The organism is Dongia deserti (genome assembly GCF_003574735.1).
GTDB classification, from domain to species: domain Bacteria; phylum Pseudomonadota; class Alphaproteobacteria; order Dongiales; family Dongiaceae; genus Dongia_A; species Dongia_A deserti.
In genome coordinates, this window is record NZ_QORW01000001.1 from 77,996 (window position 1) to 104,827 (window position 26,832).

At 64.9% G+C, this 26,832-nt stretch carries 31 protein-coding genes; 13 read left to right on the forward strand and 18 right to left on the reverse strand.

Features of this window, described 5'->3' with window-relative positions; translation table 11 throughout:
• Positions 1 to 10: 10 nt before the first annotated feature.
• Positions 11 to 721, reverse strand: a complete 711-nt coding sequence (locus DTX69_RS00385; protein WP_162916459.1) for a hypothetical protein — start codon at positions 719 to 721, stop codon at positions 11 to 13.
• A 155-nt stretch (positions 722 to 876) separates the two neighbouring features.
• Here DTX69_RS00385 and DTX69_RS00390 point away from each other — a divergent pair, with 155 nt between their 5' ends.
• Together DTX69_RS00390 and DTX69_RS00395 are read left to right on the forward strand one after the other, a co-directional pair.
• A complete protein-coding gene (locus DTX69_RS00390; RefSeq protein WP_119299998.1) occupies positions 877 to 1,281 on the forward strand; it encodes a DUF4170 domain-containing protein in 405 nt (134 codons plus the stop codon).
• Positions 1,282 to 1,316: 35 nt separating this feature from the next.
• Positions 1,317 to 1,628: a SemiSWEET family sugar transporter gene (locus DTX69_RS00395; RefSeq protein WP_119299518.1), complete on the forward strand. Its 312-nt coding sequence runs from the start codon at positions 1,317 to 1,319 to the stop codon at positions 1,626 to 1,628.
• A gap of 3 nt (positions 1,629 to 1,631) precedes the next feature.
• On the opposite strand, the gene clpS is transcribed toward DTX69_RS00395, so the two are convergent.
• The gene (gene clpS / locus DTX69_RS00400; RefSeq protein ID WP_119299519.1) at positions 1,632 to 1,937 is read right to left on the reverse strand and encodes an ATP-dependent Clp protease adapter ClpS; all 306 of its coding nucleotides are present in this window, start codon (positions 1,935 to 1,937) and stop codon (positions 1,632 to 1,634) included.
• A 280-nt stretch (positions 1,938 to 2,217) separates the two neighbouring features.
• Between clpS and DTX69_RS00405 the strand changes: the two genes are divergently transcribed.
• Genes DTX69_RS00405 through DTX69_RS00415 form a run of 3 tightly spaced genes read left to right on the forward strand, consistent with a single transcriptional unit; the run spans position 2,218 to position 4,806 of the window.
• Entirely contained in the window at positions 2,218 to 2,754 is a 537-nt protein-coding gene (locus DTX69_RS00405; RefSeq protein ID WP_119299520.1) for a GbsR/MarR family transcriptional regulator, read from the forward strand.
• Between the two features lie 2 nt (positions 2,755 to 2,756).
• Positions 2,757 to 4,253: a TIGR01777 family oxidoreductase gene (locus tag DTX69_RS00410; RefSeq protein ID WP_119299521.1), complete on the forward strand. Its 1,497-nt coding sequence runs from the start codon at positions 2,757 to 2,759 to the stop codon at positions 4,251 to 4,253.
• On the forward strand, positions 4,216 to 4,806 hold the full coding sequence (locus DTX69_RS00415; protein ID WP_162916461.1) for a DUF4166 domain-containing protein: 591 nt from the start codon (positions 4,216 to 4,218) through the stop codon (positions 4,804 to 4,806). The genes DTX69_RS00410 and DTX69_RS00415 overlap by 38 nt, the downstream gene beginning before the upstream one ends.
• Before the next feature lie 112 nt (positions 4,807 to 4,918).
• Here DTX69_RS00415 and DTX69_RS00420 read toward each other — a convergent pair whose 3' ends face one another.
• The 6 genes from DTX69_RS00420 to ubiA form a co-directional block, all read right to left on the reverse strand.
• On the reverse strand, positions 4,919 to 5,911 hold the full coding sequence (locus tag DTX69_RS00420; protein ID WP_119299522.1) for a CAP domain-containing protein: 993 nt from the start codon (positions 5,909 to 5,911) through the stop codon (positions 4,919 to 4,921).
• Positions 5,912 to 5,975: 64 nt separating this feature from the next.
• Positions 5,976 to 6,707, reverse strand: a complete 732-nt coding sequence (locus DTX69_RS00425; protein WP_119299523.1) for an MOSC domain-containing protein — start codon at positions 6,705 to 6,707, stop codon at positions 5,976 to 5,978.
• Positions 6,708 to 6,879: 172 nt separating this feature from the next.
• The gene (locus DTX69_RS00430; protein ID WP_119299524.1) at positions 6,880 to 9,171 is read right to left on the reverse strand and encodes a xanthine dehydrogenase family protein molybdopterin-binding subunit; all 2,292 of its coding nucleotides are present in this window, start codon (positions 9,169 to 9,171) and stop codon (positions 6,880 to 6,882) included.
• A complete protein-coding gene (locus DTX69_RS00435; protein ID WP_119299525.1) occupies positions 9,168 to 9,635 on the reverse strand; it encodes a (2Fe-2S)-binding protein in 468 nt (155 codons plus the stop codon). Before DTX69_RS00435 ends, DTX69_RS00430 begins: the two co-directional genes overlap by 4 nt.
• Positions 9,636 to 9,964: 329 nt before the next feature.
• Positions 9,965 to 10,627 carry a class I SAM-dependent methyltransferase gene (locus DTX69_RS00440; protein ID WP_322090866.1) on the reverse strand — a complete coding sequence of 221 codons (663 nt, stop codon included), beginning with the start codon at positions 10,625 to 10,627 and terminating at the stop codon, positions 9,965 to 9,967.
• Entirely contained in the window at positions 10,624 to 11,535 is a 912-nt protein-coding gene (ubiA, locus tag DTX69_RS00445; RefSeq protein ID WP_284735512.1) for a 4-hydroxybenzoate octaprenyltransferase, read from the reverse strand. Before ubiA ends, DTX69_RS00440 begins: the two co-directional genes overlap by 4 nt.
• A 181-nt stretch (positions 11,536 to 11,716) precedes the next feature.
• Between ubiA and DTX69_RS00450 the strand changes: the two genes are divergently transcribed.
• The 4 genes from DTX69_RS00450 (at position 11,717) to DTX69_RS00465 (ending at position 15,625) form a co-directional block, all read left to right on the forward strand.
• Positions 11,717 to 12,508, forward strand: a complete 792-nt coding sequence (locus DTX69_RS00450) for a 16S rRNA (uracil(1498)-N(3))-methyltransferase (RefSeq protein ID WP_119299527.1) — start codon at positions 11,717 to 11,719, stop codon at positions 12,506 to 12,508.
• An 8-nt stretch (positions 12,509 to 12,516) separates the two neighbouring features.
• The gene (locus tag DTX69_RS00455) at positions 12,517 to 13,881 is read left to right on the forward strand and encodes a glutamate--cysteine ligase (RefSeq protein ID WP_119299528.1); all 1,365 of its coding nucleotides are present in this window, start codon (positions 12,517 to 12,519) and stop codon (positions 13,879 to 13,881) included.
• A gap of 107 nt (positions 13,882 to 13,988) precedes the next feature.
• Positions 13,989 to 14,783, forward strand: coding sequence for an alpha/beta fold hydrolase (locus DTX69_RS00460; protein ID WP_119299529.1), 795 nt, complete (start codon positions 13,989 to 13,991; stop codon positions 14,781 to 14,783).
• A complete protein-coding gene (locus DTX69_RS00465; protein ID WP_162916463.1) occupies positions 14,783 to 15,625 on the forward strand; it encodes a protein-L-isoaspartate O-methyltransferase family protein in 843 nt (280 codons plus the stop codon). Before DTX69_RS00460 ends, DTX69_RS00465 begins: the two co-directional genes overlap by 1 nt.
• Positions 15,626 to 15,723: 98 nt before the next feature.
• Here DTX69_RS00465 and DTX69_RS00470 read toward each other — a convergent pair whose 3' ends face one another.
• The 10 genes from DTX69_RS00470 to DTX69_RS29900 form a co-directional block, all read right to left on the reverse strand.
• On the reverse strand, positions 15,724 to 16,182 hold the full coding sequence (locus DTX69_RS00470; protein WP_119299530.1) for a periplasmic heavy metal sensor: 459 nt from the start codon (positions 16,180 to 16,182) through the stop codon (positions 15,724 to 15,726).
• A complete protein-coding gene (locus tag DTX69_RS00475; RefSeq protein WP_119299531.1) occupies positions 16,179 to 16,505 on the reverse strand; it encodes a hypothetical protein in 327 nt (108 codons plus the stop codon). Before DTX69_RS00475 ends, DTX69_RS00470 begins: the two co-directional genes overlap by 4 nt.
• Positions 16,502 to 17,128 (reverse strand): RNA polymerase sigma factor, encoded by a 627-nt coding sequence (locus tag DTX69_RS00480; protein WP_284735464.1) that lies wholly within the window; start codon positions 17,126 to 17,128, stop codon positions 16,502 to 16,504. The genes DTX69_RS00475 and DTX69_RS00480 overlap by 4 nt, the downstream gene beginning before the upstream one ends.
• A 24-nt stretch (positions 17,129 to 17,152) precedes the next feature.
• Positions 17,153 to 17,638 carry an EF-hand domain-containing protein gene (locus DTX69_RS00485; protein ID WP_119299532.1) on the reverse strand — a complete coding sequence of 162 codons (486 nt, stop codon included), beginning with the start codon at positions 17,636 to 17,638 and terminating at the stop codon, positions 17,153 to 17,155.
• 95 nt (positions 17,639 to 17,733) lie between these two features.
• Entirely contained in the window at positions 17,734 to 18,096 is a 363-nt protein-coding gene (locus tag DTX69_RS00490; RefSeq protein WP_119299533.1) for an EF-hand domain-containing protein, read from the reverse strand.
• 43 nt (positions 18,097 to 18,139) lie between these two features.
• Positions 18,140 to 19,099 carry an acetyl-CoA carboxylase carboxyltransferase subunit alpha gene (locus DTX69_RS00495; protein WP_119299534.1) on the reverse strand — a complete coding sequence of 320 codons (960 nt, stop codon included), beginning with the start codon at positions 19,097 to 19,099 and terminating at the stop codon, positions 18,140 to 18,142.
• A gap of 23 nt (positions 19,100 to 19,122) precedes the next feature.
• Entirely contained in the window at positions 19,123 to 20,103 is a 981-nt protein-coding gene (locus DTX69_RS00500) for an HpcH/HpaI aldolase/citrate lyase family protein (protein ID WP_119299535.1), read from the reverse strand.
• A 133-nt stretch (positions 20,104 to 20,236) separates the two neighbouring features.
• The gene (gene xerD / locus DTX69_RS00505; protein ID WP_322090867.1) at positions 20,237 to 21,196 is read right to left on the reverse strand and encodes a site-specific tyrosine recombinase XerD; all 960 of its coding nucleotides are present in this window, start codon (positions 21,194 to 21,196) and stop codon (positions 20,237 to 20,239) included.
• A gap of 3 nt (positions 21,197 to 21,199) precedes the next feature.
• Positions 21,200 to 23,071, reverse strand: a complete 1,872-nt coding sequence (locus DTX69_RS00510; RefSeq protein ID WP_162916465.1) for a hypothetical protein — start codon at positions 23,069 to 23,071, stop codon at positions 21,200 to 21,202.
• Complete coding sequence (locus tag DTX69_RS29900; protein ID WP_162916467.1) at positions 23,049 to 23,192, reverse strand: hypothetical protein; 144 nt, start codon at positions 23,190 to 23,192, stop codon at positions 23,049 to 23,051. The genes DTX69_RS00510 and DTX69_RS29900 overlap by 23 nt, the downstream gene beginning before the upstream one ends.
• Before the next feature lie 254 nt (positions 23,193 to 23,446).
• On the opposite strand from DTX69_RS29900, the gene DTX69_RS00515 reads away from it, so the two are divergent.
• The 4 genes from DTX69_RS00515 to DTX69_RS00530 are packed head-to-tail and all read left to right on the forward strand — an operon-like array spanning position 23,447 to position 26,830.
• Entirely contained in the window at positions 23,447 to 23,995 is a 549-nt protein-coding gene (locus DTX69_RS00515) for a shikimate kinase (protein WP_284735514.1), read from the forward strand.
• Positions 23,992 to 25,122, forward strand: coding sequence for a 3-dehydroquinate synthase (gene aroB, locus DTX69_RS00520; RefSeq protein ID WP_119299538.1), 1,131 nt, complete (start codon positions 23,992 to 23,994; stop codon positions 25,120 to 25,122). Before DTX69_RS00515 ends, aroB begins: the two co-directional genes overlap by 4 nt.
• Positions 25,123 to 25,169: 47 nt before the next feature.
• Entirely contained in the window at positions 25,170 to 26,495 is a 1,326-nt protein-coding gene (locus tag DTX69_RS00525; protein WP_119299539.1) for an HlyC/CorC family transporter, read from the forward strand.
• The gene (locus DTX69_RS00530; protein WP_456073052.1) at positions 26,492 to 26,830 is read left to right on the forward strand and encodes a YbjQ family protein; all 339 of its coding nucleotides are present in this window, start codon (positions 26,492 to 26,494) and stop codon (positions 26,828 to 26,830) included. Before DTX69_RS00525 ends, DTX69_RS00530 begins: the two co-directional genes overlap by 4 nt.
• The last annotated feature ends 2 nt before the right edge of the window (positions 26,831 to 26,832 follow it).

Sequence of the window (26,832 nt, forward strand, 5' to 3'; positions counted from 1 at the left end):
AGAAGGCCGGTCAGAGCCGCAATGTTGCCGTGAAGGTGACTTCGTCGTCCCCGCCCGCGTCCTTGATCGCCTTTCGATATGCCGCCTGCGAGACGTAGGCGCCGAACTTAGGCAGGCGGCTGGCCGGCAGCGGCAGGATGCGACCGCTGCGCGGCAAGACCTGGAGGAAGCCGCCTTCGCGCCCAATCAGCGGAATGGCCTGATTGCGCCGGCTGAACACCCGGCGATGGGCCGCGGAATGCGACTTCATGGTCGCGTATTCCTCCGGGTCTTTCGAGAAGATGTATTCGTAGGCAGCGACGAATTCCTGCGCGAACTCCCGCTCCACCACCCGCATGTTGGAGATGAGCCAGCAGCGATCCTCATAAGTCCAATAGGTGCCGAGGCCGACGAACTCGCCCTGGCGCGTGATGTAGGGATAGAAGGGGAAGGCCCGACAGGCCACCGACCTGTTGTCCCGCTCGCAATGGCGCGCGCCCTTGCATTCGATCGCGCAGCAGGAGTGATGCAGCTCTGCCACAATCTGCCGGGTGGCGGCGTCGTACGGCTTGAACGTGTGCCAGAGGTCGGTGCGGGACTTCAGGAACTTGTATTCGGCCTTGTCCACCACCGGAACGGCATGCTGGGTCGAGCAGCAGACCGGCGATCCGTCATTCAGCGGAGAGCAGAATTTGCCGCAATCGTAGCGCGAGACGGCGGCCTTGAATCTGTCATAAATCACCGCGAAATCCGCGGGCGTCATTCCCGACGAGGGCTTTGGCAAAACAACCTCCCTGGCCCCGCCGAGGGGCGGGTATTCCGAATATTCATAGAGCGTGAACGCTTTCTAACGTAATATGTTCTGGGTTTCACCACTGACTTACACCGATTTTGATCATGAAGCGCTATTGGGTGATCGGCGGCATCTATGCCGACACCAAATTCGACCGCATGCAGGACGGCGGTCCGGAGCAGAGATTCGGTCCCTTCGGGACCTATGAAGAGGCGAAGGCCGAATGGCAACGCCGCGCGTGGAGCACGGTCGACAACGCGAACGCGCGCTACCGCATCGAGGAGGAATCGGGCGACACGTGGTACTGGGTGGTCGGCGGCCCCTATGCCGACACCCGGTTCAAGGAGCCCGCCGACGGTGGTGGCGAAGAATGGCATGGCCCGTTTAAATCCTATGAAGACGCCAAGATCGAATGGTCGCGCCTGGCCTGGTCCACGGTGGACGACGCCATGTGCCGCTATCGCATCGAAAAGCTCGCCTATGGGGAGCGGCCGCGCAAGGCGTCGTAGCTCCCTGCCCCACTGAAAACTCGGACACCCTACCCATGCAACCCGGATCCCTGGCGATCGAGACGCTTGGCTTCGTCGCGGCGATTCTCACGACATTGAGCTTCCTACCCCAGGCGCTACGCATCCGCCGCTTGCGCTCGGCGGACGACGTCTCCCTCACCATGTATCTCATGATGGTCACCGGCCAAGGGCTGTGGCTAGCCTATGGCGTCGTGATCGCCAGCCCATCCATGATCGGCGCCAACGTGGTTGCCATGTTGCTCGTGGCGTGGGTGCTGGTGATGAAGCTGCGTCATCTGCGGCGCATCCGCGACCTGAAGCTCTGCGCGCCGGCGCCAGCGGAGTAAGCGCTATTCTTCCGGCTCGGTCGTGAACATCAGCGGGTAGCCCTTGGCGCGGGCAGCCTCGGTCGCGCGCGTGGCCTTGGTTTCGGCGACGTCCCGTGTGAAGACCGCCACGACACAGGCGCCTTTCTTGTGCGCCGTGATCATCACGTTGTAGGCGTGGCTCTCGTTCATGTGAAACTCGGCCTTGAGGACCATCACGACGAACTCGCGCGGCGTGTAGTCGTCATTGAGCAGAATGACCTTGTGGAGCCGCGGCCGCTCGACCTTCGGCTTGGTCTTGGTGCGTGGGACGATGACAGTGTCGCTCATCGGAGGAAATGCTCCGAATGACATGGAACGTGCCGGTTCCTGCGCTAACGCCTCAAGGGTAAGTCCGTTCCGTGGCAAAGTCACGGCCCTCGCCCACTGTATGGCAGACCAACCGGACCTGGTCCGACGGATGACCATGACAAACAAGGAAGGGGGAGGAACCGGTGCGACACCCACGCGCATGCATTAACCATCGATAGCCATTGACCTCGCTCTTTCCTTTCTATAATTTCTGTCATGACAGAAATAACTGAATACACCAGCATCGCTGGAGGCCGTGATGAAGCTGAGCCCGGTGATGGAGCGCTACATCCTCCATTGGGGCGAGATGGGCGCGCGATGGGGGATCAACCGGTCCATCGCCCAGATCCACGCCCTGCTGTTCCTGTCGCCCCGACCGCTGACCGCCGAGGAGATCGCAGACACGCTCACCATCGCGCGCTCGAACGTCTCCACCAGCCTCAAGGAATTGCAGTCCTTCAATCTCATCTCCGTCACCCATGTACTGGGCGACCGGCGCGATCACTTCGAGGCGGAGAAGGATGTGTGGCAGATCGCCTTCCACATCATCGAGGCGCGCAAGCGGCGCGAGATCGACCCCACCCTCACCATGCTGCGGCAGTGCCTGATCGATGCACGCTCAGAGAGCGGCGAGGATCCGCAGGTGGTGGAGCGGCTCGAGAGCATGGTCGATTTCGTGCAGGCCTCCACCACCTGGTACGAGGAGGTGCGCCGCCTGCCGCAGCCCATCCTGGTGAAGCTGTTGAAGCTGGGCGCCAAGGTCGCGCGCCTCATTCCCTCCCGCACACAGGTGTAATCATGCCCGTCGCGTATTGGCTGCTCGCTGCGCAAGGGCTCTTGGGCGGCATCGACAACATCTGGAATCACGAATGGCGCGCCAAGCTGCCCTCGAGCCCCAGCGCGCGGCGCGAGCTGCAATTGCATGCGGCGCGCGGCCTGATCTACGGGCCGGTGTTCCTCGCCTTCGCCTGGGCGGAGTTGCGCGGCCTGTTCGCGGTGGCGCTCCTCACCATTCTGGCGATCGAGCTCGTCATCACGCTGGCGGACTTCGTGGAAGAGGATCGCTCGCGCGCCTTGAGCCCGCAGGAGCGGATCCTGCACGGGCTGCTGACCCTGAACTATGGCGCGTTCCTGGCGCTTATCCTGCCTGACTTGCTGACGCACGCGACCACGGAAAGCGCGATCATCCCCGCCGATCACGGCTGGATGTCGTGGCTGCTGACCCTCTATGCCGTCGGCTCGAGCGGGTTCGGCCTGCGCGAAGCGATTGCGGCGCACGGGCTGAGGCCGGTTGTGCAGCGGCCAGCGATCCAGGTTCGCCCGAACCTGCAGCCACAGAGCATCCTGGTGACTGGCGGTACCGGCTTCATCGGCACGGCCCTGGTGCGGCGGCTGATCGCGCGCGGCGACAAGGTCTACGTGATCGCGCGCTCACCAGCCAAGGCCGTGCGGCTGTTCGGCAACCAGGCGCTGATCGCGCCCTCGCTGCAGGCCTTGCCGGAGACGGTGAAGATCGACGCCGTCGTGAACCTCGCCGGTGCGCCAGTGTTCGGCCGGCCCTGGACCGATGCACGCAAGGTGGCGCTCGTGCGCAGCCGCGTCGACACCACCCGCGCGCTGGTGGACTGGATCGCGGACCACGCCGTGAAGCCGCGGGTGCTGGTGAGTGCGTCGGCAATCGGCTGGTATGGCGCGGATCGCGGCGATCAGCCTTTGACCGAGAATGCGCGCAGCGGCAGCGACTTCCCCGCCATGCTGTGCGGCGCCTGGGAGAAGGGGGCCGAACGCGCCAAAGGCATAGTGCCGCGCGTTTGCCGGCTGCGCATCGGGCTGGTGCTTGGGCGCGACGGCGGCATGCTGCGGCCGATGATGCGCGCCTTCAGGCTCGGTCTTGGCGGACGCGTCGGCAACGGCCGGCAATGGATGTCGTGGATCCATCTCGAGGACCTGCTGGCCCTCATCATCCGTGCCATCGACGATCCGACCTTCCAAGGCGCGATCAATGCCGTCGCGCCGCACCCGGTCACCAACGCGGCATTCACCCGCGCGCTCGCGGCCAGCGTGCACCGACCGGCCATCCTGCACGCGCCCGCATTCGTCCTGCGCCTGATGCTGGGCGAGATGGCGACGCTGCTGCTGGATGGGCAGCGCGCATTGCCGGAGCGCGCGGATCAGCTCGGGTTCCAGTTCCGCTATCGCAGGCTGCCCGCCGCGCTGGCGGAGATCGTCGCGCGCAAATCGGACAAGGGGGCACAGCATGACCATCCTGTCGGACTTCGCACTGCCGCGCGATAAGCGCCTGCTCAAAGGGTTGATGGGGCGCAGCTTCGATCGCCTCGCCAGCGCGGTGCGCGATGTCCATGGCACCGAGCAGATCGGCTATTGGCGCGGCCTGTGCCAAGTGAAGCGCGGGCGCTCGCTGCTCTCGAAGCTGGTCGGCTGGTGGTTCCAATTCCCGCCGGCGGGCTTCTATCCGCGCATGTCGGTGACGGTGCTGCGCGACCGGGTGGGCGAGGTGTGGATGCGCGCCTTCGGCAGCCACGACATCAAGACGCGCCTGCTGCCGACCGCGCCCGGCGCGCGAATCGTGCGCGAGTGTTTCGGGCTGGTCGAGTTCGACCTCAAGACCGGAATCCAGGACGGCGCCTTGACACTCGATGTGGTGGGCATGCGCACGCTGGGCATCCCGACACCACGCTTCCTGTGGCCGCACCTCACCGCCGAGGAAGCGAACGAGGGAGGCTGGTTCCGCTTCGACATCAAGATCGACCTGCCCGGACGCGTGCCGCTGATCCACTATCTCGGCTGGCTGGAAGGCAGTGCGGGCAAGGCGGAACGCGCGATCTAGGTAGCCTGCTGAGTCATGAAGTTTTGGGACGGCCTCTCCGTTCCGACACCAAGGTCGGCCGCCTGGATGGGTGCCAGTACCGGATTGAGGCAGAAGACACGACCGGTCGCCCTCAATCTGCCCTGCGTTCACCCAATACGGTCACGGCGGTCTTGCGGCCCTCGCCATCGGCCTGCATCGCGAACCCCATATGGCTCGCGGCGCTTTGCAGCACGTATGGCCTGTCGTTCGGATTGTTCGTCCACTGGTCGGCAAAATAGCGGATGTCCGCTGCAGTCGGCTGTGTTCCGCAGCCGCCGCAGGCCGCGGCCATGACCTGCAGTCGGCGCCAGCTCAGTCCGGTGTCCCCCGGCAGAAGCGCAAACAGGTCGTCCGGCCGATCGATCAAGTGATCACCGGTGCCGTTCTCCGGAATGAGTTTCTTCGCCACCTCGCTCAAGACCGCGCTGTGCTCAAGCGGATCGAGCCCCTCGCGTTCTCTTGCGCGATTGATCGCCTGCACCGCCCTTTGCATCTGCTCGTCGGTGGACAGCGCGACCGGCTCCTCGCCGTCGGCAAGGTCCAGCGGCATGCCCGGCCCGGCGAAGGTCTGCACCGCGTAGACCCTGCCGTCCTTGCCGGCGACTCCGAAGCCGAAGTTCTGCACCCCTCTCATCAGGATATTCTCGCGGTGTCCCGGACTTTTCATCCAGCCTTCGTGAAACCGGGCGACCCGGTCCAGCGTAGCTGGCATCTTGCACTCCTTGCAGGTGGCGATGTTCTCGGCGACCCGCTTCCAGCGGCTACCGCCTTGGTCACGATAGCGGTCCTCCACGGTCTCGCCGTCGGGCGAAACGTGCGAGTAGTAGCCGCGGGCGAGCATATCCTCGGCGTGCGCCTGCGCCGCCTTGTCGAGGCGTTCGCCGGATTGCAGTGGTTCAAGTCCATGTTGCTTGCGCGCATCGTTCACCAGCGACAGAGCCCGATGCCGCATCTCCTCAAGCGCCGGAGCGGGGGCCGCAGACTGCTCAGAGGATTGCTCACCCGGCTGGACCGAGTCTTGCGCGAGGGTCGCTGCGGATATCGCAAGTACGCTCGCAATTCCAGCAATCGCGGTTCGCAGCATGGCGTTGCTCTTGTCATTGTGTTCCGAGATACAACAGCCAAGCGGGCGGGCCGTGGCGGCTCCGCTAACCGTTCAAGCGCGCGACGTCTCCGATCCGCACCGTGCCCGGCGCGCTGATCTCCGCATAGATCCCAACCCGGTTCTCATTATGCTGTTGGGCCGTATGGAGGATTCCAGGATCCTTGGGCAGTTCCCCTTGTGGCCGCGTGGTGAGCGCGCAGCGCAGACAATGCTCCACGGCTTTCATGGCGACTGGTCCAACTGTCAGTGATTGGTGCAGCCAGCCCGTCTCGATAAAGCCGGCCTGATCACCGCAACCGAGCAGAACATTGGGGCGGAAGCGCTGCGATACGAACCGGCCGTTCGGATAGGCGGCGCTCAGTGCCTTGAGCGTGGCGCTGGTCAGCAGGTGACAGGGCGACGCGACATAAGGACGTTTCACATCAGGCGCCATGGTCACGGCCAGCCGACCGCGCCGGCCAAGGCGCACAGAGATCGCGTCGCCAAGCCGCGCATCGTCGGAGACCATCTGCGTGCCGTCGTCGAAGGTGATCTCGACCTTCGGCAGATCGGCGCCGGCCGCGGGCTCGGCCAGATAGCGGGCGCGCCAGCCGATGAGTGCCTTCCATTGGGGGCGCGCGGCGGTGCCGCCTTCGCCGGTGTCATCGACGATGCTGTAGCCGCGATCGCCGACCACACCCTGTGCAGTGAATTGCAACGCCGGAAGCGATTCGCCCTGCAGACTCTGTACGGGATAGCGCCAGAGTTCCGAAACCGTCCCAACTTCAGATGCCATTTTCCCCAACCTCGTGGATTGCGCAATGCCGACCGGCTTCGCGCATCGCGTTGTTTCTGGCTTTCGGCTTGCGCTCTCTTAGCGCAGCGGGCTCAACTTGGCCAGAGCGGGTCGGCTGGCAGAAGCGCTCTCCCTGCCCCATTCGGCACGGGGCAGGGAGATGCGAGAGCGATCAGGTCGCCAACTGGTCGCGAATCGGCAGGCGGCGGATGCGCTTGCCGGTGGCGGCGAAGATGGCGTTGGTGAGCGCCGGCGCGATGGGCGGCACGCCGGGTTCACCGACGCCGCCGAGCGGCAGGTTGTAGTCGCTTGCCGGCATCAGATGCACGTGGATCTCCTTCGGCGCGGCGTCGATGCGGGTCACTTCGAACGTGTCGAAGTTGGCCTGCTCGGTCCGGCCGTTCTTGAACGTGATCTCGCCCAATGTCGCGAGACTGACGCCCATCACGACCGCGCCCTCCATCTGCGAGCGGATGCGATCGGGATTGATCTGCGGCCCGCAATCGACGGCGATGTCGACGCGCGGAATGGTGAGGGCACCGTTCTCGCTCACCTCGACCTCGACCGCGGCCGCCACGTAGGTGACGAAGCTGCGATGCGCGGCGATCCCGAGGCCGCTTCCCTTGGGCATGCTGCGGCCCCATTGGATCGCCTCCGCTGCAGTCTCGACCACGCCGCGCAGGCGCTTGGTTTCGAGCAGATAGACGGCCGGGTCCTCGCCATAGTTCCACGTGACCGCGAGCTTGCGCGTGTCGACCTGGCGCGGCGGGCCGATCAGCTCCAGCAGGTAGTCCTTCTGGTCGCGTCCCGCGGCTGCGGCGAGCTCGGCCGCAAAGGACTGGACCGCGAAGGCATGCGGGATGTTGTAGACGGAGCGGAACCAGCCGATGCGCGTGTGCGCTGCGGCCTGCGGATTCTCCACCCGGACATTGGGGATGTCGAACGGCATGTCGATCAGCCCCATGGCCAGCTCGAAATCCGCTTCCTGCTTGGGATCGGGCGCGAAGATCGAGAGGATGGTCGGTGCCGCGCTGCGATGCAGCCATGCCACCGGCTTGCCGGATTCGTCGAGACCGGCTTCGATCCGCTCCATCGACACCGCGTGGAAATAGTCGTTGGTGATGTCGTCTTCGCGGGTCCAGGTCACCTTGACCGGCTTGCCGTCCATCCCCTTGGAGATGAGAGCGGCCTCCACCACATAGTCCGGTTTGGACTTGCGGCCGAATCCGCCGCCGAGCAGCGTGACGTTGACGGTCACGTTCTCCACCGGAATGCCGAGCCGCTGCGAGAGATGGTCGCGGGTCGCTTGCGGCGACTGCACGCAGGCCCACGCCTCGCACTTGCCACCGGCGATCCGCACCACGGCGGCCGGCGGTTCCATGGTCGCGTGCGCCAAATGCGGAATGTAATATTCCGCCTCCACCCGTTTCGCTGCGCTGCCGAGCGCCTTGTCCGTGTCGCCATCCTCGCGCACGACGGTGCCCGGGTTGCGCACCGCGGTTTCGAGGGATGCCTTGTGCTCCTCGGACGAGTAGGAGGCGTTCGGACCGTCATCCCATTCGATCTTCAGCGCCTCGCGCCCCTTGATCGCGGCCCAGGTGTTGGTCGCGACGACGGCGACGCCGCCGAGCGGCTGGAACACCGCCGGAGCCGGCGTCGGCTCGATGGCGACGGTCTTGAGCACGCCCGGCACCTTGAGCGTCTCGGCATCGTCGTAGGATTTGACCGTGCCGCCGAATACCGGCGGACGCGCGACCACGGCATAGACCATGCCGTCGAGCTGGGTGTCGATGCCGTACTGGGCCTTGCCGGTGGTAATGTCGAACCCGTCGATCAGCGGCGTCTCGCTCTTGCCGATGTAGCGGAACTCGCTTGGGTGCTTGAGCGCCAGGCTCTCGCGCGGCGGCACCGGCAGATCCGCCGCGGCCTTGGCCAGTTCGCCATACCCGAGGCGACGGTTCGACGCCTTGTGCACGACTTCGTGGTTGGTTGCCTTCACCTCCGCGACCGGTACGCCCCATTGGTTGGCAGCCGCCTGCTCCAGCATCTGGCGCGCCGCAGCACCCATCCGGCGCAACGTCATGAAATGATGGCGCATGCTGCGCGAGCCATCGGTATCCTGGTTGCCGAAGCGCGCCTCATCACCGGGCGCCTGAGCCACCTTGACGCGCGACCAGTCGGCGTCGAGCTCATCGGCCACGACCAGCGGCCAGCTGGTGCGCACGCCCTGCCCCATCTCGGAACGATGGCAGAGCACCGTCACGGTGCCGTCCTCGGCGATGGCGATGAAGATCTTGGGATCTTCGCGCAGGCCGTTCGGCATGCCGTCGCCGGCATATTTCTGTTCCTCTGCGCGCACGGGAAGGCCGACGCTGAGGATGAGGCTGCCAGCGGCGATTCCGGTGAGGAAGGCACGGCGGCTGACGTTGGCGATTGTCGCGCCAAATGTTGGATCATGTCTCATTGCGCACCTGCCATTTTCTGGGCAGCCGCCTTGATGGCAGCGCGGATGCGGGGATAGGTGCCGCAGCGGCAGATGTTGCCGCTCATCGCGGCGTCGATGTCGCTATCGGTGGGGTTCGGCGTGTCCTTGAGCAGCGAGGCGGCCTGCATGATCTGGCCGCCCTGGCAATAGCCGCATTGCGGCACGTTGGCGTCCCGCCACGCAATCTGCACCGGATGATTACCGTCCGGTGACAAGCCTTCGATGGTGGTCACAGCGACACCGACCGCATCACTGACCAAGGTCTGACAGGACCGCACCGCGATTCCGTCGAGATGCACGGTGCAGGCGCCGCACAGCGCCTGGCCGCAGCCGAACTTGGTGCCGGTCATCCCGAGCACGTCACGCAGCACCCACAAGAGCGGCGTCTCACTGTCGACATCGACGTCGTGATCCGCTCCATTGATTTTGAGTGTGAAAGCCATGGTCCCTCCACTGGTTCACGTCAGGGCTAGCAGTTGGTGCGGGCACGCACATGCGTGCCTCGAAAGGGGAAAGCACAGATGTCTGACTTTGCTTCGGTTGACCGCGTTGTTATTGGCGTAAACTAAAGACACGATGCTTCGATCAAAGCCAGATGCGCATCGTGCTTATTGGCCGCCAGCTGCCGCACGAAACGCGTTTTGTCGAAGACTTTTCAGTCTAGCGCGCGAGCCTCATGCAAGAAAAGCGCGAGATGAGCGATCAGTCGAATTTGCAAGAATCGATCAACTGCGTGTGTCATTGCCTTATCACTTGCCCACGCGATCCGTCATCACGGCATCAGCCGCCAGACAATAGTCTCGCGCTGAGTGCGGTCTTCCAGCTCGAGGCTGGTCGGCACTTGGTAGCGCGCGAGTTCCACCAGGCCCGATTGCGGGAGGTAGGCGCGGCCGGGATCGCCCATCAGAATGGCGACACCGCGACCTGCCATCGCGCGGAACCACGCGATGACACGCTCCGCCATCGGGCGTTCGTAGCAGACGTCGCCGGCGAGCACGACATCCCAGCGCGGCTCGACGCCGATCTGATCCTCGCGCACCAAATCGATGGCCACATTATTGATGCGGGCATTGAGCGTGATCGCGGCCATCGCGAAGTCGTCGATCTCCGCCGCCTGAACGTTCGCGGCGCCGGCCTTGGCGGCGCCGATCGCCGACAGGCCGCTGCCGGCGGCGAAATCCAGCACGGTCTTGCCGTTCACCCAGTCGCGATGATCCATGAGGAAGCGGGTCAGCGCCTGGCCGCCGGGCCAGGCGAACGCCCAGTAGGGCGGCGGCAGGTTCATCTCTGTCAGCGTGACTTCGGTCGCTTCCCAGATCGGCGTGATCTCAGTGGCGAGATGGAGCTTGATCTCCGGTGTCAGCGGCGGCGTTGCGATCGTGGTCTGCGCTAGAATGAAGGCGGCGGGATCGGTCGCAGGCGAAGATCGGATCACGACCCGAGGCGCCCGAGCACGATGCCGGCGAGCAGGATCCAACCGATGAAGCGATTGCTCCGGAACTTAGCGAGACAGTCCTTGGGATTGTCGAGATTGACGTCCACTAGCTGCCATTTGAGATGGATCGCCACGCCGAGCACGCCGAGAAAGTAGATCCATGACATGCCGGCCTGCGCACCGGTCGCGACCAGCAGCACGAGCATCGCCGCATCGAAGCCCAGCAGCCACGCCTTGGTATCCTTGCCGAGCTTCAGCGCCGTGGACTTGACGCCGATCAGCATGTCGTCGCTCTTGTCCTGGTGTGCATAGATGGTGTCATAGCTCAGGGTCCAAAAGAAGCCGGCGATGTAGAGCAGGACCGCCGGCCACGCGACCTCGTCCCGCACCGCCGCCCAGCCCATCAGCGCGCCCCAGTTGAAGGTGAGGCCGAGGAACGCCTGCGGCCACCAGGTGATGCGCTTCATAAAAGGATAGGCCGCAACCAGGATCAGCGAGGCCACACCGAGCCAGATCGCGGTCGCCGATAATTGCAACAGAATGACAAGCCCGAAGGCAAGCTGCAGCCCAAGGAATGTGAAAGCCTGGGTGAGGCTGAGCCGGCCGCTAGCAAGCGGCCTGCTTGCCGTGCGCGCCACCTTCGCATCGATGTCGCGATCAATGATGTCGTTGAGGGTGCAGCCGGCACTCCGCATGATCACCGCGCCGATGCCGAACAGGATCATCAGCCAGAGGTCCGGCCAATGATCCGGCTCCGCCGCCAGTGCGATTGACCACCAGCAGGGGAACAGCAGCAGCCAGATGCCGATCGGCCGATCGAGCCGCGCGAGCCGGGCATAGGGCCTGAACTCGGCCGGCAGGTGCCGGTCGATCCAGTCGCCCACTTGAATGTCTGCCGCGCTGCTCATATTGGTGGCAGAAGCCTGCTGCTGGGTTTCGTCAGGGACAAGGTCGTTGAAGCTGCGCCGAGAGTCAATTTTCTCCGCCGTCATCACCGGGCGAAGACCCGGTGATCCCAATTTTCGGCACGCGCACCAGAGCGCATTTGGATTGCCGGGTCTTCGCCCGGCAATGACGTGAGGGGGACTCATGATCCCCCGCCTCTTCATCGAGCAGCCGCTCAGCACCGGCTCGACGATCGCGGCCGACGAGCGCGCGCAGCATTATCTCCGCAACGTGATGCGGCGATCGGCGGGCGATCCGCTGGTGCTGTTCAACGGGCGCGACGGCGAGTTCGAGGCGGAGATCGCCGCGATCGATAAGCGCAAGGCGGAGATGAAGGTCACGCGGCTGCGGCGCGCGCAGGACGGCGTGCTGGACATCATTCTTTGTTTCGCGCCGCTCAAGAAGGACGCGATCGACTTCCTGATCGAGAAAGGGACCGAGCTGGGCGCTGCCGCCTTTCAGCCGGTGATCACGCGGCGAACGGTCGCAAGCCGCCTCAACCTGGATCGCCTGCGCGCTAATGCGATCGAGGCGGCGGAACAGAGCGAGCGATTGACGGTTCCCGAAATCCGAGCGCCGCTGACACTCGAGGCGCTGCTGAGCGGCTGGCAGCCTTCGCGGCATATGATCCTGTGCGCGGAAGCAGGGCCCGCCCTCCCGATTGGCGAAGCGTTCAAGGCGCTCACAGCGCGTGTGAGCTGCCCTAACACATGGGCTATATTTTGCGGGCCAGAGGGCGGTTTTCATGTGAGCGAGCTTGACCGGTTGCGCGATCTGCCCTTTGTTACGCCGGTCGGGCTGGGACCCCGTATTCTGCGCGCCGACACGGCGGCGCTGACCGCGCTGGCCGTCTTTCAAGCGATCCTGGGCGACGGCACGCTGCGACCGCCGCATCCGATGACGCCGTTCGGCACTGGGGCCGGGGGCGAGGAATAGGAGCATCGATGTCGGCACCACCGAAGGCAGGCGGCTTACCCATCACCAGCAAGCGGCAGCTGATCGAGTATTTCGAGGCGGGCTGCAAGCCGCGCGCCGATTGGCGAATCGGCACCGAGCACGAGAAGTTCGTGTTCGACCTCAGGACCTTACACACCGTCAGCTATGAGCAGGCGAACGGCATCGGCGCAGTGCTGCGCGGCCTGCAGCGCTTCGGCTGGCAGCCGGTCGAGGAGCACGGCAACGTCATCGCCCTCACCATGGACGGCTGCAACATCACGCTCGAACCAGGTGGGCAGTTCGAGCTGTCGGGCGCGCCCTTGCGCTCCATCCACGAGACCTGCGCCGAGGTCGGAAGTCACCTGCAGCAGGTGAAGGAGGTGGGCGGCGAGCTGGGCATCGGCCTGCTCGGCATGGGCATGAACCCGAAGTGGCCGCGCGAAGACACGCCCTGGATGCCGAAGGACCGCTACAAGATCATGCGCAAGCAGATGGAGCGCAAAGGCAAGCTCGGCATCGACATGATGAACCGCACCTGCACGGTGCAGACCAACCTGGATTTCGCCAGCGAAGCCGACATGGTCAAGAAGCTGCGCGTGTCGCTGGCGCTGCAGCCGATCGCGACCGCCTTGTTCGCCGATTCCCCCTTCACCGACGGCAAGGCGAACGGCTTCATGAGCTACCGCAGCCATATCTGGACCGATACCGATCCCGACCGCTGCGGCACCCTGCCCTTTGCGTTCGAGAACGGCATGGGCTTCGAGCGCTATGTCGACTACATGCTCGATGTGCCGATGTATTTCGTCTATCGCGACGGCGAATACGTCGACGCCGCCGGCCAATCCTTCCGCGATTTCATGCAGGGCAAGCTGCCAGCACTGCCCGGCGAGATTCCGACCATGGGCGACTGGTCCGATCACGTCACCACCGCGTTCCCGGAGGTGCGTCTGAAGCGCTATCTCGAGATGCGCGGCGCGGACGGCGGCCCGTGGGATCGCCTGTGCGCCTTGCCGGCCCTGTGGGTCGGCCTCCTTTATGACGACCAGGCACTGGACGCCGCCTGGGACCTGGTGAAGGATTGGACAGCGGAGGAGCACGCCTTCCTCCGCCGAGAGGTGCCGAAGCAGGCGCTGCACGTGGACTTTCGGGACCGCAAGCTGCAGCAATGGACGCTGGAAGTGATCGCCATCGCGCGGGCCGGATTGCAGCGCCGCGCCGCATTGGACCGCATCGGCGGCGACGAATCCGGATTCCTGAACGTGCTGCAGGAGATCGCAGAAAGCGGCAAATGCCCGGCGGAGGAGAAGCTGGAACTCTATAACGGCCGCTGGAACCGCAGCGTCGATCCGGTGTTCGTTGAATTCGCTTATTAGCGAATTCAGAAGATAGGGATCAGGAATCAGGTATCAGAAGAGGTCGGCTCCGCTTTCCTTTCTGATTACTGATACCTGATTCCTGGAGCGAAGCGGAGCGGAGCGAAATGCACGTCACGATCAACGGGATCGATCTGGTTTGCCAGGTGGACGGGCCCGATGAGGGGCCGGTCCTTTTGCTCTCCCACACGCTGGCGACCAGCCGGGCAATGTGGCGGCGGCAGATCCCGCATTTCGCCCAGCGCTATCGCGTCGTCAGTTATGACATGCGCGGCCATGGCGAGAGCGCGGCGCCGGACTATCCCTATAGTCTGGAGATGCTGAGCGAAGATGTGATCGGTGTGCTCGATAGCCTGGGTGTCGAGCGGCCAGCGATCTTTCTCGGCATTTCGATCGGCGGCATGATCGGCCAGGCCCTGGCCTTGCGCCATCCGGCGCGTTTCCGCGCGTTCATTCTGTGCAACACAGTGAGCCGCACACCGTCGGAGGGCCGCGCGATGTGGGACCAGCGCATCGAAGCAATCCGCAAGGACGGCGTTGAAGGCCAGGTGCAGTCGACGCTGGAGCGCTGGTTGTCACCCGAATTCCGCGCACGCGACCCCGAGACCACCCAGTGGGTTGCGGACATGATCCGCACCACGCCGGCCGCGGGGATGGTCGGCTGCGCCAGGGCGATCCAGAAGCTGGATTACACCGAGCAACTTGCGCAGATCACTGCACCAACCCTCATCATCGCTGGCGAGAAGGACCCCGGCGCGCCGGTCGCTGCATCGGAGGTGATCCACGAGCGGATCAAGGGCTCGCGCCTCGAAGTCATCCCGAATTGCCTGCACCAAACGCCGGTCGAAGCACCCGACCGCTTCAACCAGATCATCGACGAATTTCTCGGGCGGTTGAGATAGTGCCCGGCGATCCGCTTGCGAGCACTCGACGGCGTTTCGCGGAAGAAATCGCGAAGCAGCGCAAGATCACGGACCAGCGCCTGATCGACGCTTTTGCCAATGTGCCACGTGAAGATTTCCTAGGCCCCGGCCCATGGCACGTCCTGGACAACACGCCCGACTATGTCGTAACCGCCAGCGACGATCCGGCGCTGGTGTATGTCAATGCGCCGATCGCGCTCGATGCTGCACGACGGATCAACAACGGCGAGCCGGCGTTGCACATCGGGCTGCTGGCCCAGCTCGCCCCTCAAGCGGGTGATTACGTGGTCCAGGTCGGCGTTGGTGGCGGATACTATACGGCGATCATCGCCCGCCTCATCGGGCCAAGCGGCCGTGTGACGGCCATCGAATACGACGCGGCGCTGGCGCAGCGCGCAACCGCGAACCTTGCCGGCGAGCGGAACGTTGAAGTCATCCATGCGGACGGAACGAGCTACGATTTCGATCCGGCCGACGGCATCTATGTCAATGCCGGCGCAACGCAACCCAGCCCACTTTGGCTCGACAAGCTCAAACCATCGGGCCGGCTGATCATGGTGCTGACGGCAGCCGATCGCTGGGGCCGGATTCTGAAGGTGCAGCGTGCGGATATCGGCTACGCGGCAGCTCTGCTTGGGCCCTGCGGCATCATTCCGTGCATCAACGGCCGCGATGCAGCAAGCGAAGCCGCATTCGCCGCCGCGCTCGCCACCGGCGGCATAGGAGACGTCAGATCGCTCCGCCGCGACGCGCACGATGCCGACGACACCTGCTGGATGCATTGCGACGGCTTTTGCCTGTCGCGGCTTGAAGTCGAATAGAACGAGCGGCTGCGATCGAGCGGTGGCCGGTCCGTCAGCACCCGGCAAAGCTCGATCGCGCCGCCCATCAAGCCGGCGCTCAAGCGCCGCGCCTCGATTCAATCCGGCGGGGACACCTTGCGGAAGCGGTCCTTGGCCCAGCGGTCGGCCATCTCGCGCCGCAGATCGGGCGGCAGTTTCTGCGCGACCTCGACCAGTACCTGGTGGCCGAACTGGTGCAGCGACTGGGTCTGTCGCATGAGTTCGTCCAGCGCCTGATTGAGCTGCGCCTGGTCGATCGGATCCTTCTTCAACACGTCCGCCACTTTCATGCGGGCCTGCTCGATCGCCGCGCGATGGCCGTCGAATTCCGCCTTGTGAAACTTGAACACCTCTCGCATCAGCGGCCGTGCTTCCTCCGGCACGCTGCCCATCATGGGGCCACCGAAGAACCGATGATGGCGCGGGCCATCGTGCCACCGGCTGCCAACCATGAACCCTGCCAGCAGCAGATTGACGCACAGCGAAACGACCAGGGCGACGATGGCCACCGTGCCGGTGCGACCGGTCAAAGTCATTCCACGTCTCCCATCGTCGGCACGCTGGGGAACACCAGGGAGACCAGGGCTTCATCCGCGCTGGCCGAAGCGGTGCTCGTGGTTTCAACGAGTCCGCTGAAGCCCAGCCAGAAACCGATCGCCAGCGAGGCCAAGGCGGCCGTCATGCTGACGGCCCAGGGCGCCGAGACGGCGTCCAGCCAGCGCCGCCAAAAGGGCGCAGCGCCCGCCGGACGCCGATGCTCCAGCGGGATCCGCCCAATCCGCCGCCGCAAATCCGCTGGCGCGGGGCGCGGGGCCATCGCTCGCTGCAACTCCTGTTCAAAAGGATCACGTTCCATCATGGCTGTATCCATCCTTGCCCAGCCAGGTGATCGCGCAGCTCGCGCTTGGCGCGCACCAGCAGGGCCTCAAAGGCCTTGACCGATATATCCATCGCCGAAGCCGCCTCGGCATTGCGCAGGCCGGCGGTGTAGGTGAGCACGATCGCCGTCCGCTGCCGCTCCGGCAGTTGGGCCACCGCGCCGTCGAGTGCACGGTTGCGTTCCGCGTCCAGCAGGCTCTCCTCGGCATTCGCATCGGGGGCCTGCGGCTCCTCGACCGATTCCAGATCGGTCCCTTTCGGACGGCGCTTCAGGTCAAGGCAGCGATTGACCACCACGCGATAGAGCCAGGTCGAGAATTGCGCCTGTCCCGGCCGCCAGGCGTCCGGCCTTGTCCACAGCCGCAGGAACACCTCCTGCACCACGTCCTCCGCGTCGGCACGGCTGCCGGTCATGCGCAAGGCCACGCCATAGGCACGATCGAGATGGCGCCGCGACATTCGATCGAAGGCCAAGCGATCGCCATGCGCGATCGCCCGCAACAGCTCCGCGTCGCCATCGACCAGTTCCGCCGCTTGCACGCTTCGCGCCCCCGTCGCTGTCGCCAACGCCATCTCGTTTACCATGATCGCCCGCGCCATCATGGCGCGATCCCCCTCCGTCCTGCGCTACTGCGCCGGGGCTTCACTGCCGGCCGGCGCGTCATGCGGCCGCTTGTGACGCTGCGGCAGCTCGTCCTTCGCGATCTTGCCGTCGCCATTGTCATCCAGGCGCGCGAACATCTTGTCGCCGGCCGCGGCAAATTCGTCGGCTGTGACCTTGCCATCGCTGTTGGCATCGATCCGCTGCATGAAGCCGCCATGCTTCCTGCCTTTGCCGTCCGCGTGCGCCTGGTCCGCAGGCTTATTCATGCGGTGGTGCCATGCTTCGCGCGCCTTGTCGATCTCGGCCTGATCGATCGTGCCGTCGCTATTGGCGTCGAGTTTGGTGAACATCGTGTCGCGGCCGGCGGCGAACTCTTCCTTGCTCACGAAGCCGTCGCCATTAGTATCCGAGCGCTCGAACAAACCAGGCCCTCTCTCGGACAGTGCGGCACCAGCGAACGCGGTCAGGCCAAGGGCAGTGGAAATGGCGAGTGCAAAAGTTCTACGCATTTGGGTTCCTTCTTTGACTGCGGGTCGAAAACGACCGTCTGTCAAATCTAACGAACCCGAAGAGGAAACCCTGCGAAGCGCCTAAGGTATTGATATTATTGAACTTCCTCGACGCTCAAGCGGCCATCGCCGTCAATGTCACGTTCATCGAAGACCTTCTGGCCGGAATTCAGAAACTCCATGTAGCTGCAGAGGCCGTCGCCGTCCTCGTCCCAGCATTCGAACAGCCCCGCGTCGGCGGCGCCGACCGCGCTCACCTGTTCCTCGCTCGATAGAGCGAAGTCACCGTCGCTGTCCGCCGATTGGAAGAACTTGTCCCGCTCCGCTTCCAGATCAAGGATGCTCATGCTGCCGAAAGATTGCGCCGCGGCTTGCGGCACATTCCCCAACAGAGCGCACCCGAACATGAGCGCCACCGCCAAGGCAGGCGTTCCTTTCCCGATCTGCTTGAACCCCATGTCGTCCTCTGCCTGTTGTGTGACGGACGGGCAGGTTCGAAACCTATGCGCTGAGCCCGCGCCGCCCCATCTCCAGAAACTTATCGCGCCGCTGCTCGCGCAGCGTCGGCCCGTCCTGGTTATGCATGGATTGTAGCGCACGCTCTATCGCGTCGCCTAGTGCCGCAATCGCCTGGTCCTTGGCGCGGTGGGAACCACCGAGCGGTTCGGGTACGATCTCGTCGATCACGCCAAGCGCCTTCAGATCCGCGGCCGTCAGCTTCAAGGCCTCGGCCGCCTCCTGCGCATTGGTCGCGCTGCGCCAGAGAATCGAGGCGCACCCTTCGGGCGAGATCACGGAATAGACCGAATATTCCAGCATGATGACATGATTCGCGGCGGCCAGCGCGATCGCACCGCCGCTGCCGCCCTCGCCGATGATCGCGGAGACGAAGGGCGCCTTGACCTTGAGGCACGCTTCGATCGAGCGGGCGATGGCCTCGGCTTGGCCGCGCGCTTCGGCATCGACACCGGGATAGGCACCGGGCGTATCGACCAGAGTCACCACCGGCAGCGAGAAGCGGTCGGCCAGCTCCATCAGGCGCACGGCTTTGCGGTAGCCTTCCGGCTTCGCCATGCCGAAATTGTGCTTCACGCGCGTGGTGGTGTCGGTGCCCTTCTCGTGCCCCATAATGACAATGGGCGTGCCGCGAAACCGCCCGAGGCCGCCCTGGATCGCCTTGTCGTCGGCGAACGACCGGTCGCCAGCCAGCGGTACGAAGTCTTCGACCAGCGCGCCGACGTAATCGTAGAAGTGCGGCCGTTCCGGATGGCGCGCGACCTGGGTCTTCTGCCAGGCGGTGAGCTTGGAATAGGTCTGGCGCAGCAGCTTGTCCGCCTTGACCTGCAGGCGCGAGATCTCTTCGGCGATGTTCATGTCATCGGCGTTCGACAGATGCCGCAACTCGGCGATCTTGCCTTCCAGCTCGGCGATCGGTTTTTCGAAGTCGAGAAAGGTCGGCATGAAATGCGCCCAGACCGCCGATCCTACCGCGCGCCGGCGATCTGCTGCGCCTTGGCCACCAGGACCTCAGCCTGACGGATCGAAGCCAAGTCAATGAGGCGGCCGTCGAGCGCCACGGCGCCGCGGCCTTCCTTCTGCGCCTGCACCATGGCTTCGAGGATGCGCTTTGCCTTGGTCACCTCCGCCTCGCTGGGTGAAAAGATTTCGTTGGCCAGCGCGACCTGGCTGGGATGGATCGCCCACTTACCTTCGCATCCCAATACGCCGGCGCGGTTGCCGCCGGCGCGATAGCCGTCCGGATCGGAGAAGTCGCCGAACGGACCATCGATCGGCCTGAGGCCGTTGGCACGCGCCGCCACAACCATGCGCGCAATCGCATAGTGCCACATGTCGCCCCAATGCGTGTCGCGGTGACCGGCATCGTCCTTGTCGGTCAGGATCGCATAGCTGGGATTGGCGCCGCCGATATTAGTGGTGCGCGCCTTGGTCGATGCGGCGTAATCCGCGACGCCGAAATGCAGGCTCTCGTTGCGCTTCGACGCGCCGGCGATCTCGTGCACGTTCTGCATGCCGAGCGCGGTCTCGATGATCATCTCGAAGCCGATGCGCTTCTTGCGGCCGACTGCCGCCTCGCACTGCGTCACCAGCATGTCGACGGCATAGACGTCAGCAGCGGTGCCGACCTTCGGAATCATGATGAGGTCGAGGCGCTCGCCCCCTTGCTCGATCACGTCAACCACGTCGCGGTACATGTAATGGGTGTCGAGCCCATTGATGCGCACGGAGATGGTCTTGCTGCCCCAGTCGACATCGCGCAGCGCCTGGATGACGTTTTTGCGCGCCTGCGGCTTGTCGTCCGGCGCAACTGCGTCCTCGAGATCCAGGAAGACGACGTCGGCCGCGGACTTGGCGGCCTTCTCGAACAATTGCGGTTGAGAGCCGGGGACCGCCAGCTCGCTGCGATTCAACCGGGCCGGCGCCTGCTCGATGATCTTGAAGCTCATTGGGGTCCCCAAAACTGGTTAACGCGGCGGGGTGGGTGCCCCGCCGGCATCATTAATGATATCCGCTGGTTTATTGGCGGCCTAAAGGCGGCCTGTCAATCCCGCGAACCTCCAGGGAGCCATTCCCGCTCCATCACGGCTTGCGGGATCGCGACGCCTTTGCGAGCGGATGCGCTTCTGAAACCAGGGCGGCGAGCCGGCCGGTCGCGACATGGGTGTAGATCTGCGTGGTGGCGATGTCGGCATGGCCCAGCATCTTCTGCAGGGCGCGCAGGTCGGCACCGTGATCCAAGAGATGCGTTGCAAAAGCGTGGCGCAGTACGTGGGGCGAAACGCGCGTGGGGTCGATGCCGGCCTTTACGGCCGCGTCCTTCAGCAGCTGCCCGAGTCGTTGGCGCGTGAGATGACCGCTCTCCCCGCTTGAGGGGAACAGCCACGGTGACGCCTTGATGGAGCGCGGCAGGAACCGGTCGCGAACCGCAAGATAGGCGGTGAGTGCGTGCTTGGCGGCCTCGCCCAGAGGCACCAGCCGTTCCTTGGCGCCCTTGCCGCGCACCACCAGGACCGGCTGATCGCGCTTGGCGGCCGCGAGCGGGAGGCTGACCAGCTCCGAGACGCGCAGCCCGCTGCCATAGATCAGCTCCATGAGCGCGCTGAGCCGGAGCGCCGCAGCCTTGTCCTCGCGCGCGACCACGGCGATCATTGCCGCGACTTCGGTCTCGGAGAGAACCTTCGGCAAAGGCCGGCCGCGCTTCGGCGCATCCAGGGCGGCGGTCGGATCGTCGGCACGCAATCCTTCCGTCACCAGGAACTTGAAATACTGCCGGAGCGCGCTCAGGCGGCGCGCCGCCGTTGCCGGCCTCAGCTTCTGGCGGCTGAGCGACTCCAGATACCCGCGCAGACCGTCGATCGATGCGTCGGCCAGATCACACTGTGCTGCGAGGAAAGCTTCTGCGTGCTTCAGATCCTGGCGGTAAGCATCGCGCGTATTGGCGGAGGCGTTGCGCTCCGCCATCAACATTTCGTGGAAGATTTCCCAATAGCGAGTTGCCGGCCTGGTGTCGTCCAGCGGCAAAGCGCGCTGCCGGCCCAATTTTTATAGTCCTGACACGATGGCCGCTTCGATGCCGATGCGCCGTGCTTCCTCTTCCAGCCCGACGGCCCTGAGGCCGCCCAGCGCTTGCGCGAGCGTGGCGCTGTCCGCATTCGCGAGACCGCGGCCGCCAAGCGCGACCAGGCAGAGAAGCACTGTTTCGCCCCGCCGTCCGGCTTGGGCCGCGCTGCCGATGGCGGCCGCCTCTCCGCTTGCCACCGGCGCGATGCCGCCGGATAAGCCCAATCCGGCCTTGATTCCGCGTAGGCGCTCGGCGATCGCGGGATTGCCGCCCGCTTGCTGCCAGGCCAGCACCGGATCTGCATCGTAGTTGCCGGTGAGGCCGGCCATCTGAGCCAGGATCTGCAAGCTTGGGACAGCGCGCGCGACATCGGGCTGAGCGACAGAGGCACCCTGTGCCAGATTGAGCCAGAAACCACCGCGTTCGACGTTGCCGGACCAGAACATCAGGCGCGCGGCCTCCGGCGCGAACCACGCGAGGTTCTGCGCCGGCGTGATCCGATCGGCAATCGGCTGATAGAGAGCCGCGAGCGAGAAGTAGCTGCCGCGCGCCCGCGCGTTCAGCAGCGCACGCTGCACGAACTGGGCGCGGCGCACCGGATCGAACGCCTGATCGGCCGCTTGATACAGTTGCGCGCGCATCAGCGGCGAGTCCGGCATGGTCAGCGGATCGCCGCCGACCTTGGCCTGGCGATAAAGCTGGACCAATTCATCTACGCTGACCAGCCCGCCGGCAAAGGCGAGCTCGGCCGCTTCGATCCGCTTGTCCAGGGGAAGCGACGGGTCGCGTGCCGCCGCCGCGTTGCCGGCGAGACCGGGCGGCTTCGGCGGTTGCGCGGCCTGCGCGGTCACGGCGGGCAATCCCGCCTTCTGCATCATGGCCGTCAGCAGTGGATCGGGGCTACCGGCCAGCTTCGGCTTCTTCACCTTGCTCTCGCCGAGCAGCATCGAGGCGAGCGTGATGAAATCCTTCGTGCCGGCATCCTTGTCCGGCGTTTCGCGAATGAGATCGAGGCCGAGGCTTGCCTGCTCATTCTGCTCGCGCTGGATCTGGCAGAACAGCAGGGCCTTGCGCCAGTAGAGATCGAGAATCTGCTGGCTGTTGGCGACTTCATCAACCTTGCCGCAGGCGGTGTCCGGATCCTGCGCGCCTAGCGCCTTTTCGAATGCGCCCTTGGCATCGGCCGGTGCGGCATTGGCGGCACCCCGGGTCAGCAGCAGAGCTTCAGTGCTGAAGCCCATGGCATGCAGCCGCTCCGCACGCAGCGGCACCAGCGGGTCGATGCCGATGGTCGCGGTCGGGCCTGGCGCCTTGGTCAACAGCAGGCGCAGCTGGAGGTCGCGCAAGGAGGGCTGGGTCTGCGGCGCGGGCAGCTTTGGCAGCAGCGAGATCAGCTGCGCGCCGCTCGAGCCCTGCCAGATGTTGGCGCCGAGGCCGCTGTTGCTGTCGTCCAGCAGGCCGGGGGCGCCGGCATCCACCGCGGGCAGCGGCTGCCCACCGCCGATGGCAGCCGGCTGCATGTCCTGCTGGGTCGACGGCGCCGCCTGATCGCCAGGCAGTTGACCGCCGGGCAGTTGACCGCCAGGTAGCTGACCGTCTGGCAGCTGACCGTCGGGCGGCGGCGCCGGTAGCGGCGGCAAGGGCGCACCGCCAATGCCGCTCTGGCCCAGGGGCGGATTTGTCTCCGGAGGCGGTGACGCGGGCTGGCCGGTCGGCTGCTCGCCGGGAAGGCCAATCGGCGTCGGGTCCGACAAGGCAAGCAGGGGCGCCGGCCACATGCCCAGTAGCAACGCGCCGCATACGGCGGCGCCAAGAGCGGTGCGCGCGCCGCTATTGAATCGAGAGGCGGTCATTCGAGATCGGGATCTCCATTGTGCCGGGCGGCATCGGTGGTTCCCAGATCGCCAGGAACACGGCCATGCCCCCGGCCCCGACCAGAAGCAGCAGCACCAGAACCATCACCAGCTTGCTCATAACCTATGGCTTTGCCCTATGGAGGTCGATCATTTGTCTCATGATATCCGCGACATAAGCCCGAGTCGGGCCCGCCGCGGACGGGCTGTAACTTGCCACAGGGCTTTCGATTCATGCTAGTGTTCAAATATGGCCAAAACACGTCAAAACTCTGCGAGGCAGCGGTGATCCCGGGCGGCAACGCACAGCCGAAGGACGATGGACGACCATCGCCAGGCCCCCGCGCGCGTGCCAAGAACGCTGCCCCTGCGCACATGCTTGCCCAGCGCCTGAACAGGACGATCGTTCTGGTCGGCTTGATGGGTGCCGGCAAGAGCTGCGTCGGCAAGAGGCTGGCCGCCTGCCTTGGCCTGCCCTTCGTCGATGCCGACCGCGAGATCGAAGCGGCCGCCGGCGGCTGTTCGATCCCCGACATCTTCGCCATTCATGGCGAGAAGGTGTTCCGCGACGGCGAGCGGCGCGTGATCCAGCGGCTGCTCGGCAATCCGATGCATGTGCTGGCGACCGGCGGCGGCGCGTTCATGGACCCCTCGACCCGCGCGCTGATCAAAGAAAAGGCGCTGTCGATCTGGCTGAAGGCCGAGCTCGATCAGTTACTGAAGCGCGTAGGCCGGCGCAACGACCGGCCGCTGCTGCAGAATGTCGATCCGCGCGCCAAGCTCTCCGAGCTGATCGAGGTGCGCTATCCCGTCTATGCCGAGGCCGACCTGACAGTCGAGAGCGCGGACGGACCCCCGGACGTGACGGTGCAGCGCGTGCTGCACGCGATTGAAGCGGGACTCGACCAGGCCACACAGCCATGACCATCATCGATCGTTCGGCGGTCGACGTGGTTCGCGTCGATCTGGGATCGCGCAGCTATGAGATCAAGATCGGCGGCGGATTGGTAGCGCGCGCAGGTGAACTGGTAGCGCCCGTGCTGAAGCAAAAGCGCACCGCGATCGTGACCGATTCACACGTTGCACGGTGGTATCTAGACGAGTTGCAGCAATCGCTGCGCAGCGCCGGAATCGCCAGCGAAGCGATCACCCTGCCGCCGGGTGAAAGCGCCAAGAGCTTCAGCCAGCTGGAATCGCTGTGCGATCAGCTTCTCGATCTGAAGGTAGAGCGATCGACCACGTTGATCGCGCTGGGTGGCGGCGTGATCGGTGACCTGACCGGCTTCGCAGCGTCCATCCTGCTGCGCGGCATCGATTTCATTCAGGTTCCCACGACCCTGCTGGCTCAGGTCGATTCCTCTGTTGGCGGCAAGACCGGCATCAATTCCGCGCAGGGCAAAAACCTGATCGGCAGCTTTCACCAGCCGCGCCTGGTGCTGGCGGATATCGAGGTGCTGGACACGCTGCCGCGGCGCGAGCTGCTCGCCGGCTATGCCGAAGTGGTGAAATACGGCCTCATCAACGATCCTGCTTTCTTCACCTGGTGCGAGGGCCACGGCGCGGGAATCATCTCCGGCGATGCCGGCGCGCGGCGCCACGCCATCGCCGCCAGCTGCCGCGCCAAGGCGGCGATCGTCGGCGCCGATGAACGCGAATCTGGCGCGCGGGCGCTGCTCAATCTCGGTCACACCTTTGGTCACGCGCTGGAGGCGGAGTGCGGCTATTCCGACGACCTGCTCCATGGTGAGGCGGTCGCCATCGGCATGGTGATGGCGTACGATCTGTCGGCGCGGCTGGGGCTCTGCCCGCTCGAAGATGCGGCACGGGTGCAGCGGCACCTCGCCAGCCTTGGCCTGCCAACCTCCCCCACCTGGATTGACGGGCGGAGCTGGTCGTCGGCGCGCCTGGTCGAGCACATGTCCCAGGACAAGAAAGTGAAGGACGGGCGCATCGGCTTCGTCCTGACGCGCGGGATCGGCCAGGCCTTCACGCCTGCCTACGTGGAGCTAGCCGATGTTGCCGCCATGCTGGACGAAGCCATCGCCGCCTGACCCTGTCCGTTACTCTCACAGACTGACCGGATGATCGGATCACGACCATGATCGTCGAACTTCAATTGCTTCTCTTGCTGGTGCTGCTCTGCTGCTCGGCATTCTTCTCCGGAACCGAGACCGCCATCACGGCCGCATCGCGCGCCAGGATCTATGCTCTATCCGCGCAGGGCGATCACCGCGCCGCGCGGGTCGAAAGGCTGCATAGCCAGATGGAGCGCGTGATCGCGACCATCCTGCTCGGCAACACGTTCGTCAACAACTTCGCGGCAGCCCTCACGGCGGTAATCTTCGCGACCTATTTCGGCACCAGCGGCGGGATGGTGGTGGTTGCTTCGATCTGCATTACCGCCGCGATCTTCATTTTCAGCGAAGTGCTGCCCAAGACTTATGCGGTCAACAATCCGGAGCGCGTCTCGATGGCGATGGCGCCGGTGCTTTCCGCCATCGTCGCCATCACCTATCCCCTCACGCACGTGACGCAGATCATCATCAGCGGCGTTCTCCGGCTGGCCGGCGTGCGGGTGGAACGTGAGCCGGGCGCGGAGGAAAGCATCGAGGAGCTGCGCGGCGCGATCGACCTGCATTCGGAATCGGCGGAGGAGATCCGTGAAGCCGGCGCGATGCTGCATTCGATCCTGGACCTGGACGAGGTGCCGGTTTCCGACATCATGGTCCACCGGCGCAACATGACCATGATCGATGCCGATCTGCCGCCGGAGCAGATCGTGCGGCAGGTGCTGGACAGCCCGCACACGCGCATCCCGATCTGGCGCAAGGAGCCGGACAACATCATCGGCGTGCTGCACGCCAAGGGCCTCTTGCGCGCGCTGCACAACAGCGGCTGGCGCCTGCAGGGAATCGACGTGGTCGCGCTGTCGGGCAAGCCGTGGTTCATTCCCGAAGGCACCACGCTGCTCAGCCAGTTGGAGGCGTTCAAGACCCGCCGCGAGCATTTCGCCATTGTGGTCGACGAATATGGCGCGCTGATGGGCGTGGTGACGCTGGAAGACATCCTGGAGGAGATCGTCGGCGATATCGCGGACGAGCACGACAAGAAAGTCGAAGGCGTGGTGCCGGAGGAGGAAGGCAGCTACATCGTGGACGGCAGCGTGACCCTGCGCGACCTCAACCGCGAGCTGGACTGGGACCTGCCGGACGAGCACGCGTCGACCCTGGCGGGATTGATCCTCTACGAGGCACGGCAGATCCCGCTGCAGGGGCAGGTCTTCACCTTCTACAATCTGCGTTTCGAGATCCTGGAGCGGCAGCGCAACCAGATCCGCAAGATCCGCGTGACGCCGCTGGAGCCGAAGGAGCCGCACGCGGACAAGGACGCGCCCGCCCAGCGCCATGCCGGAGGACAGGCATGAAGGAGGCGGGCGTGATCGTCACCACCACGAACGCCATTGAAGGACAGCGCGTCACAGAGTATCTGGGAGTCGTTCATGGCTGCGCCGTCATGGGCAGCAATGTGTTCCGGGATTTCTTCGCCGGCATCCGCGATGTGGTCGGCGGGCGGGTCGGTTCCTATGAGACGGTGTTGGCGGATGCGAAGGATGCGGCCCTTGCCGACCTGATGGAGCGCGCCAAGGCGATGCGCGCGGATGCCGTGATCGGCATCAGCTTCGACCACGATTCGATCGGCGGCGACAGCAAGACCATCTTGATGGTGAGCGCGACCGGGACGGCGGTCCGCCTCGGCTGATT

Bases quoted from the DNA above. Each gene is read 5' to 3' on its own strand.
- ubiA (WP_284735512.1), bottom strand. From the start codon at position 11,535: ATGAGCAGCGCGGCAGACATTCAAGTGGGCGACTGGATCGACCGGCAC.
- DTX69_RS00405 (WP_119299520.1), top strand. From the start codon at position 2,218: ATGAAGCTGAGCCCGGTGATGGAGCGCTACATCCTCCATTGGGGCGAG.
- DTX69_RS00390 (WP_119299998.1), top strand. From the start codon at position 877: ATGAAGCGCTATTGGGTGATCGGCGGCATCTATGCCGACACCAAATTC.
- DTX69_RS00475 (WP_119299531.1), bottom strand. From the start codon at position 16,505: ATGATGGAACGTGATCCTTTTGAACAGGAGTTGCAGCGAGCGATGGCC.
- DTX69_RS00450 (WP_119299527.1), top strand. From the start codon at position 11,717: ATGATCCCCCGCCTCTTCATCGAGCAGCCGCTCAGCACCGGCTCGACG.
- DTX69_RS00410 (WP_119299521.1), top strand. From the start codon at position 2,757: ATGCCCGTCGCGTATTGGCTGCTCGCTGCGCAAGGGCTCTTGGGCGGC.
- DTX69_RS00490 (WP_119299533.1), bottom strand. From the start codon at position 18,096: ATGGGGTTCAAGCAGATCGGGAAAGGAACGCCTGCCTTGGCGGTGGCG.
- DTX69_RS00430 (WP_119299524.1), bottom strand. From the start codon at position 9,171: ATGAGACATGATCCAACATTTGGCGCGACAATCGCCAACGTCAGCCGC.
- DTX69_RS00480 (WP_284735464.1), bottom strand. From the start codon at position 17,128: ATGATGGCGCGGGCGATCATGGTAAACGAGATGGCGTTGGCGACAGCG.
- DTX69_RS00420 (WP_119299522.1), bottom strand. From the start codon at position 5,911: ATGCTGCGAACCGCGATTGCTGGAATTGCGAGCGTACTTGCGATATCC.
- DTX69_RS00515 (WP_284735514.1), top strand. From the start codon at position 23,447: ATGCTTGCCCAGCGCCTGAACAGGACGATCGTTCTGGTCGGCTTGATG.
- clpS (WP_119299519.1), bottom strand. From the start codon at position 1,937: ATGAGCGACACTGTCATCGTCCCACGCACCAAGACCAAGCCGAAGGTC.
- DTX69_RS00470 (WP_119299530.1), bottom strand. From the start codon at position 16,182: ATGACTTTGACCGGTCGCACCGGCACGGTGGCCATCGTCGCCCTGGTC.
- DTX69_RS00500 (WP_119299535.1), bottom strand. From the start codon at position 20,103: ATGAGCTTCAAGATCATCGAGCAGGCGCCGGCCCGGTTGAATCGCAGC.
- DTX69_RS00395 (WP_119299518.1), top strand. From the start codon at position 1,317: ATGCAACCCGGATCCCTGGCGATCGAGACGCTTGGCTTCGTCGCGGCG.
- DTX69_RS00525 (WP_119299539.1), top strand. From the start codon at position 25,170: ATGATCGTCGAACTTCAATTGCTTCTCTTGCTGGTGCTGCTCTGCTGC.
- DTX69_RS00435 (WP_119299525.1), bottom strand. From the start codon at position 9,635: ATGGCTTTCACACTCAAAATCAATGGAGCGGATCACGACGTCGATGTC.
- DTX69_RS00460 (WP_119299529.1), top strand. From the start codon at position 13,989: ATGCACGTCACGATCAACGGGATCGATCTGGTTTGCCAGGTGGACGGG.
- DTX69_RS00425 (WP_119299523.1), bottom strand. From the start codon at position 6,707: ATGGCATCTGAAGTTGGGACGGTTTCGGAACTCTGGCGCTATCCCGTA.
- aroB (WP_119299538.1), top strand. From the start codon at position 23,992: ATGACCATCATCGATCGTTCGGCGGTCGACGTGGTTCGCGTCGATCTG.
- DTX69_RS00415 (WP_162916461.1), top strand. From the start codon at position 4,216: ATGACCATCCTGTCGGACTTCGCACTGCCGCGCGATAAGCGCCTGCTC.
- DTX69_RS00510 (WP_162916465.1), bottom strand. From the start codon at position 23,071: ATGACCGCCTCTCGATTCAATAGCGGCGCGCGCACCGCTCTTGGCGCC.
- DTX69_RS00530 (WP_456073052.1), top strand. From the start codon at position 26,492: ATGAAGGAGGCGGGCGTGATCGTCACCACCACGAACGCCATTGAAGGA.
- DTX69_RS00485 (WP_119299532.1), bottom strand. From the start codon at position 17,638: ATGCGTAGAACTTTTGCACTCGCCATTTCCACTGCCCTTGGCCTGACC.
- DTX69_RS00455 (WP_119299528.1), top strand. From the start codon at position 12,517: ATGTCGGCACCACCGAAGGCAGGCGGCTTACCCATCACCAGCAAGCGG.
- DTX69_RS29900 (WP_162916467.1), bottom strand. From the start codon at position 23,192: ATGAGCAAGCTGGTGATGGTTCTGGTGCTGCTGCTTCTGGTCGGGGCC.
- DTX69_RS00495 (WP_119299534.1), bottom strand. From the start codon at position 19,099: ATGCCGACCTTTCTCGACTTCGAAAAACCGATCGCCGAGCTGGAAGGC.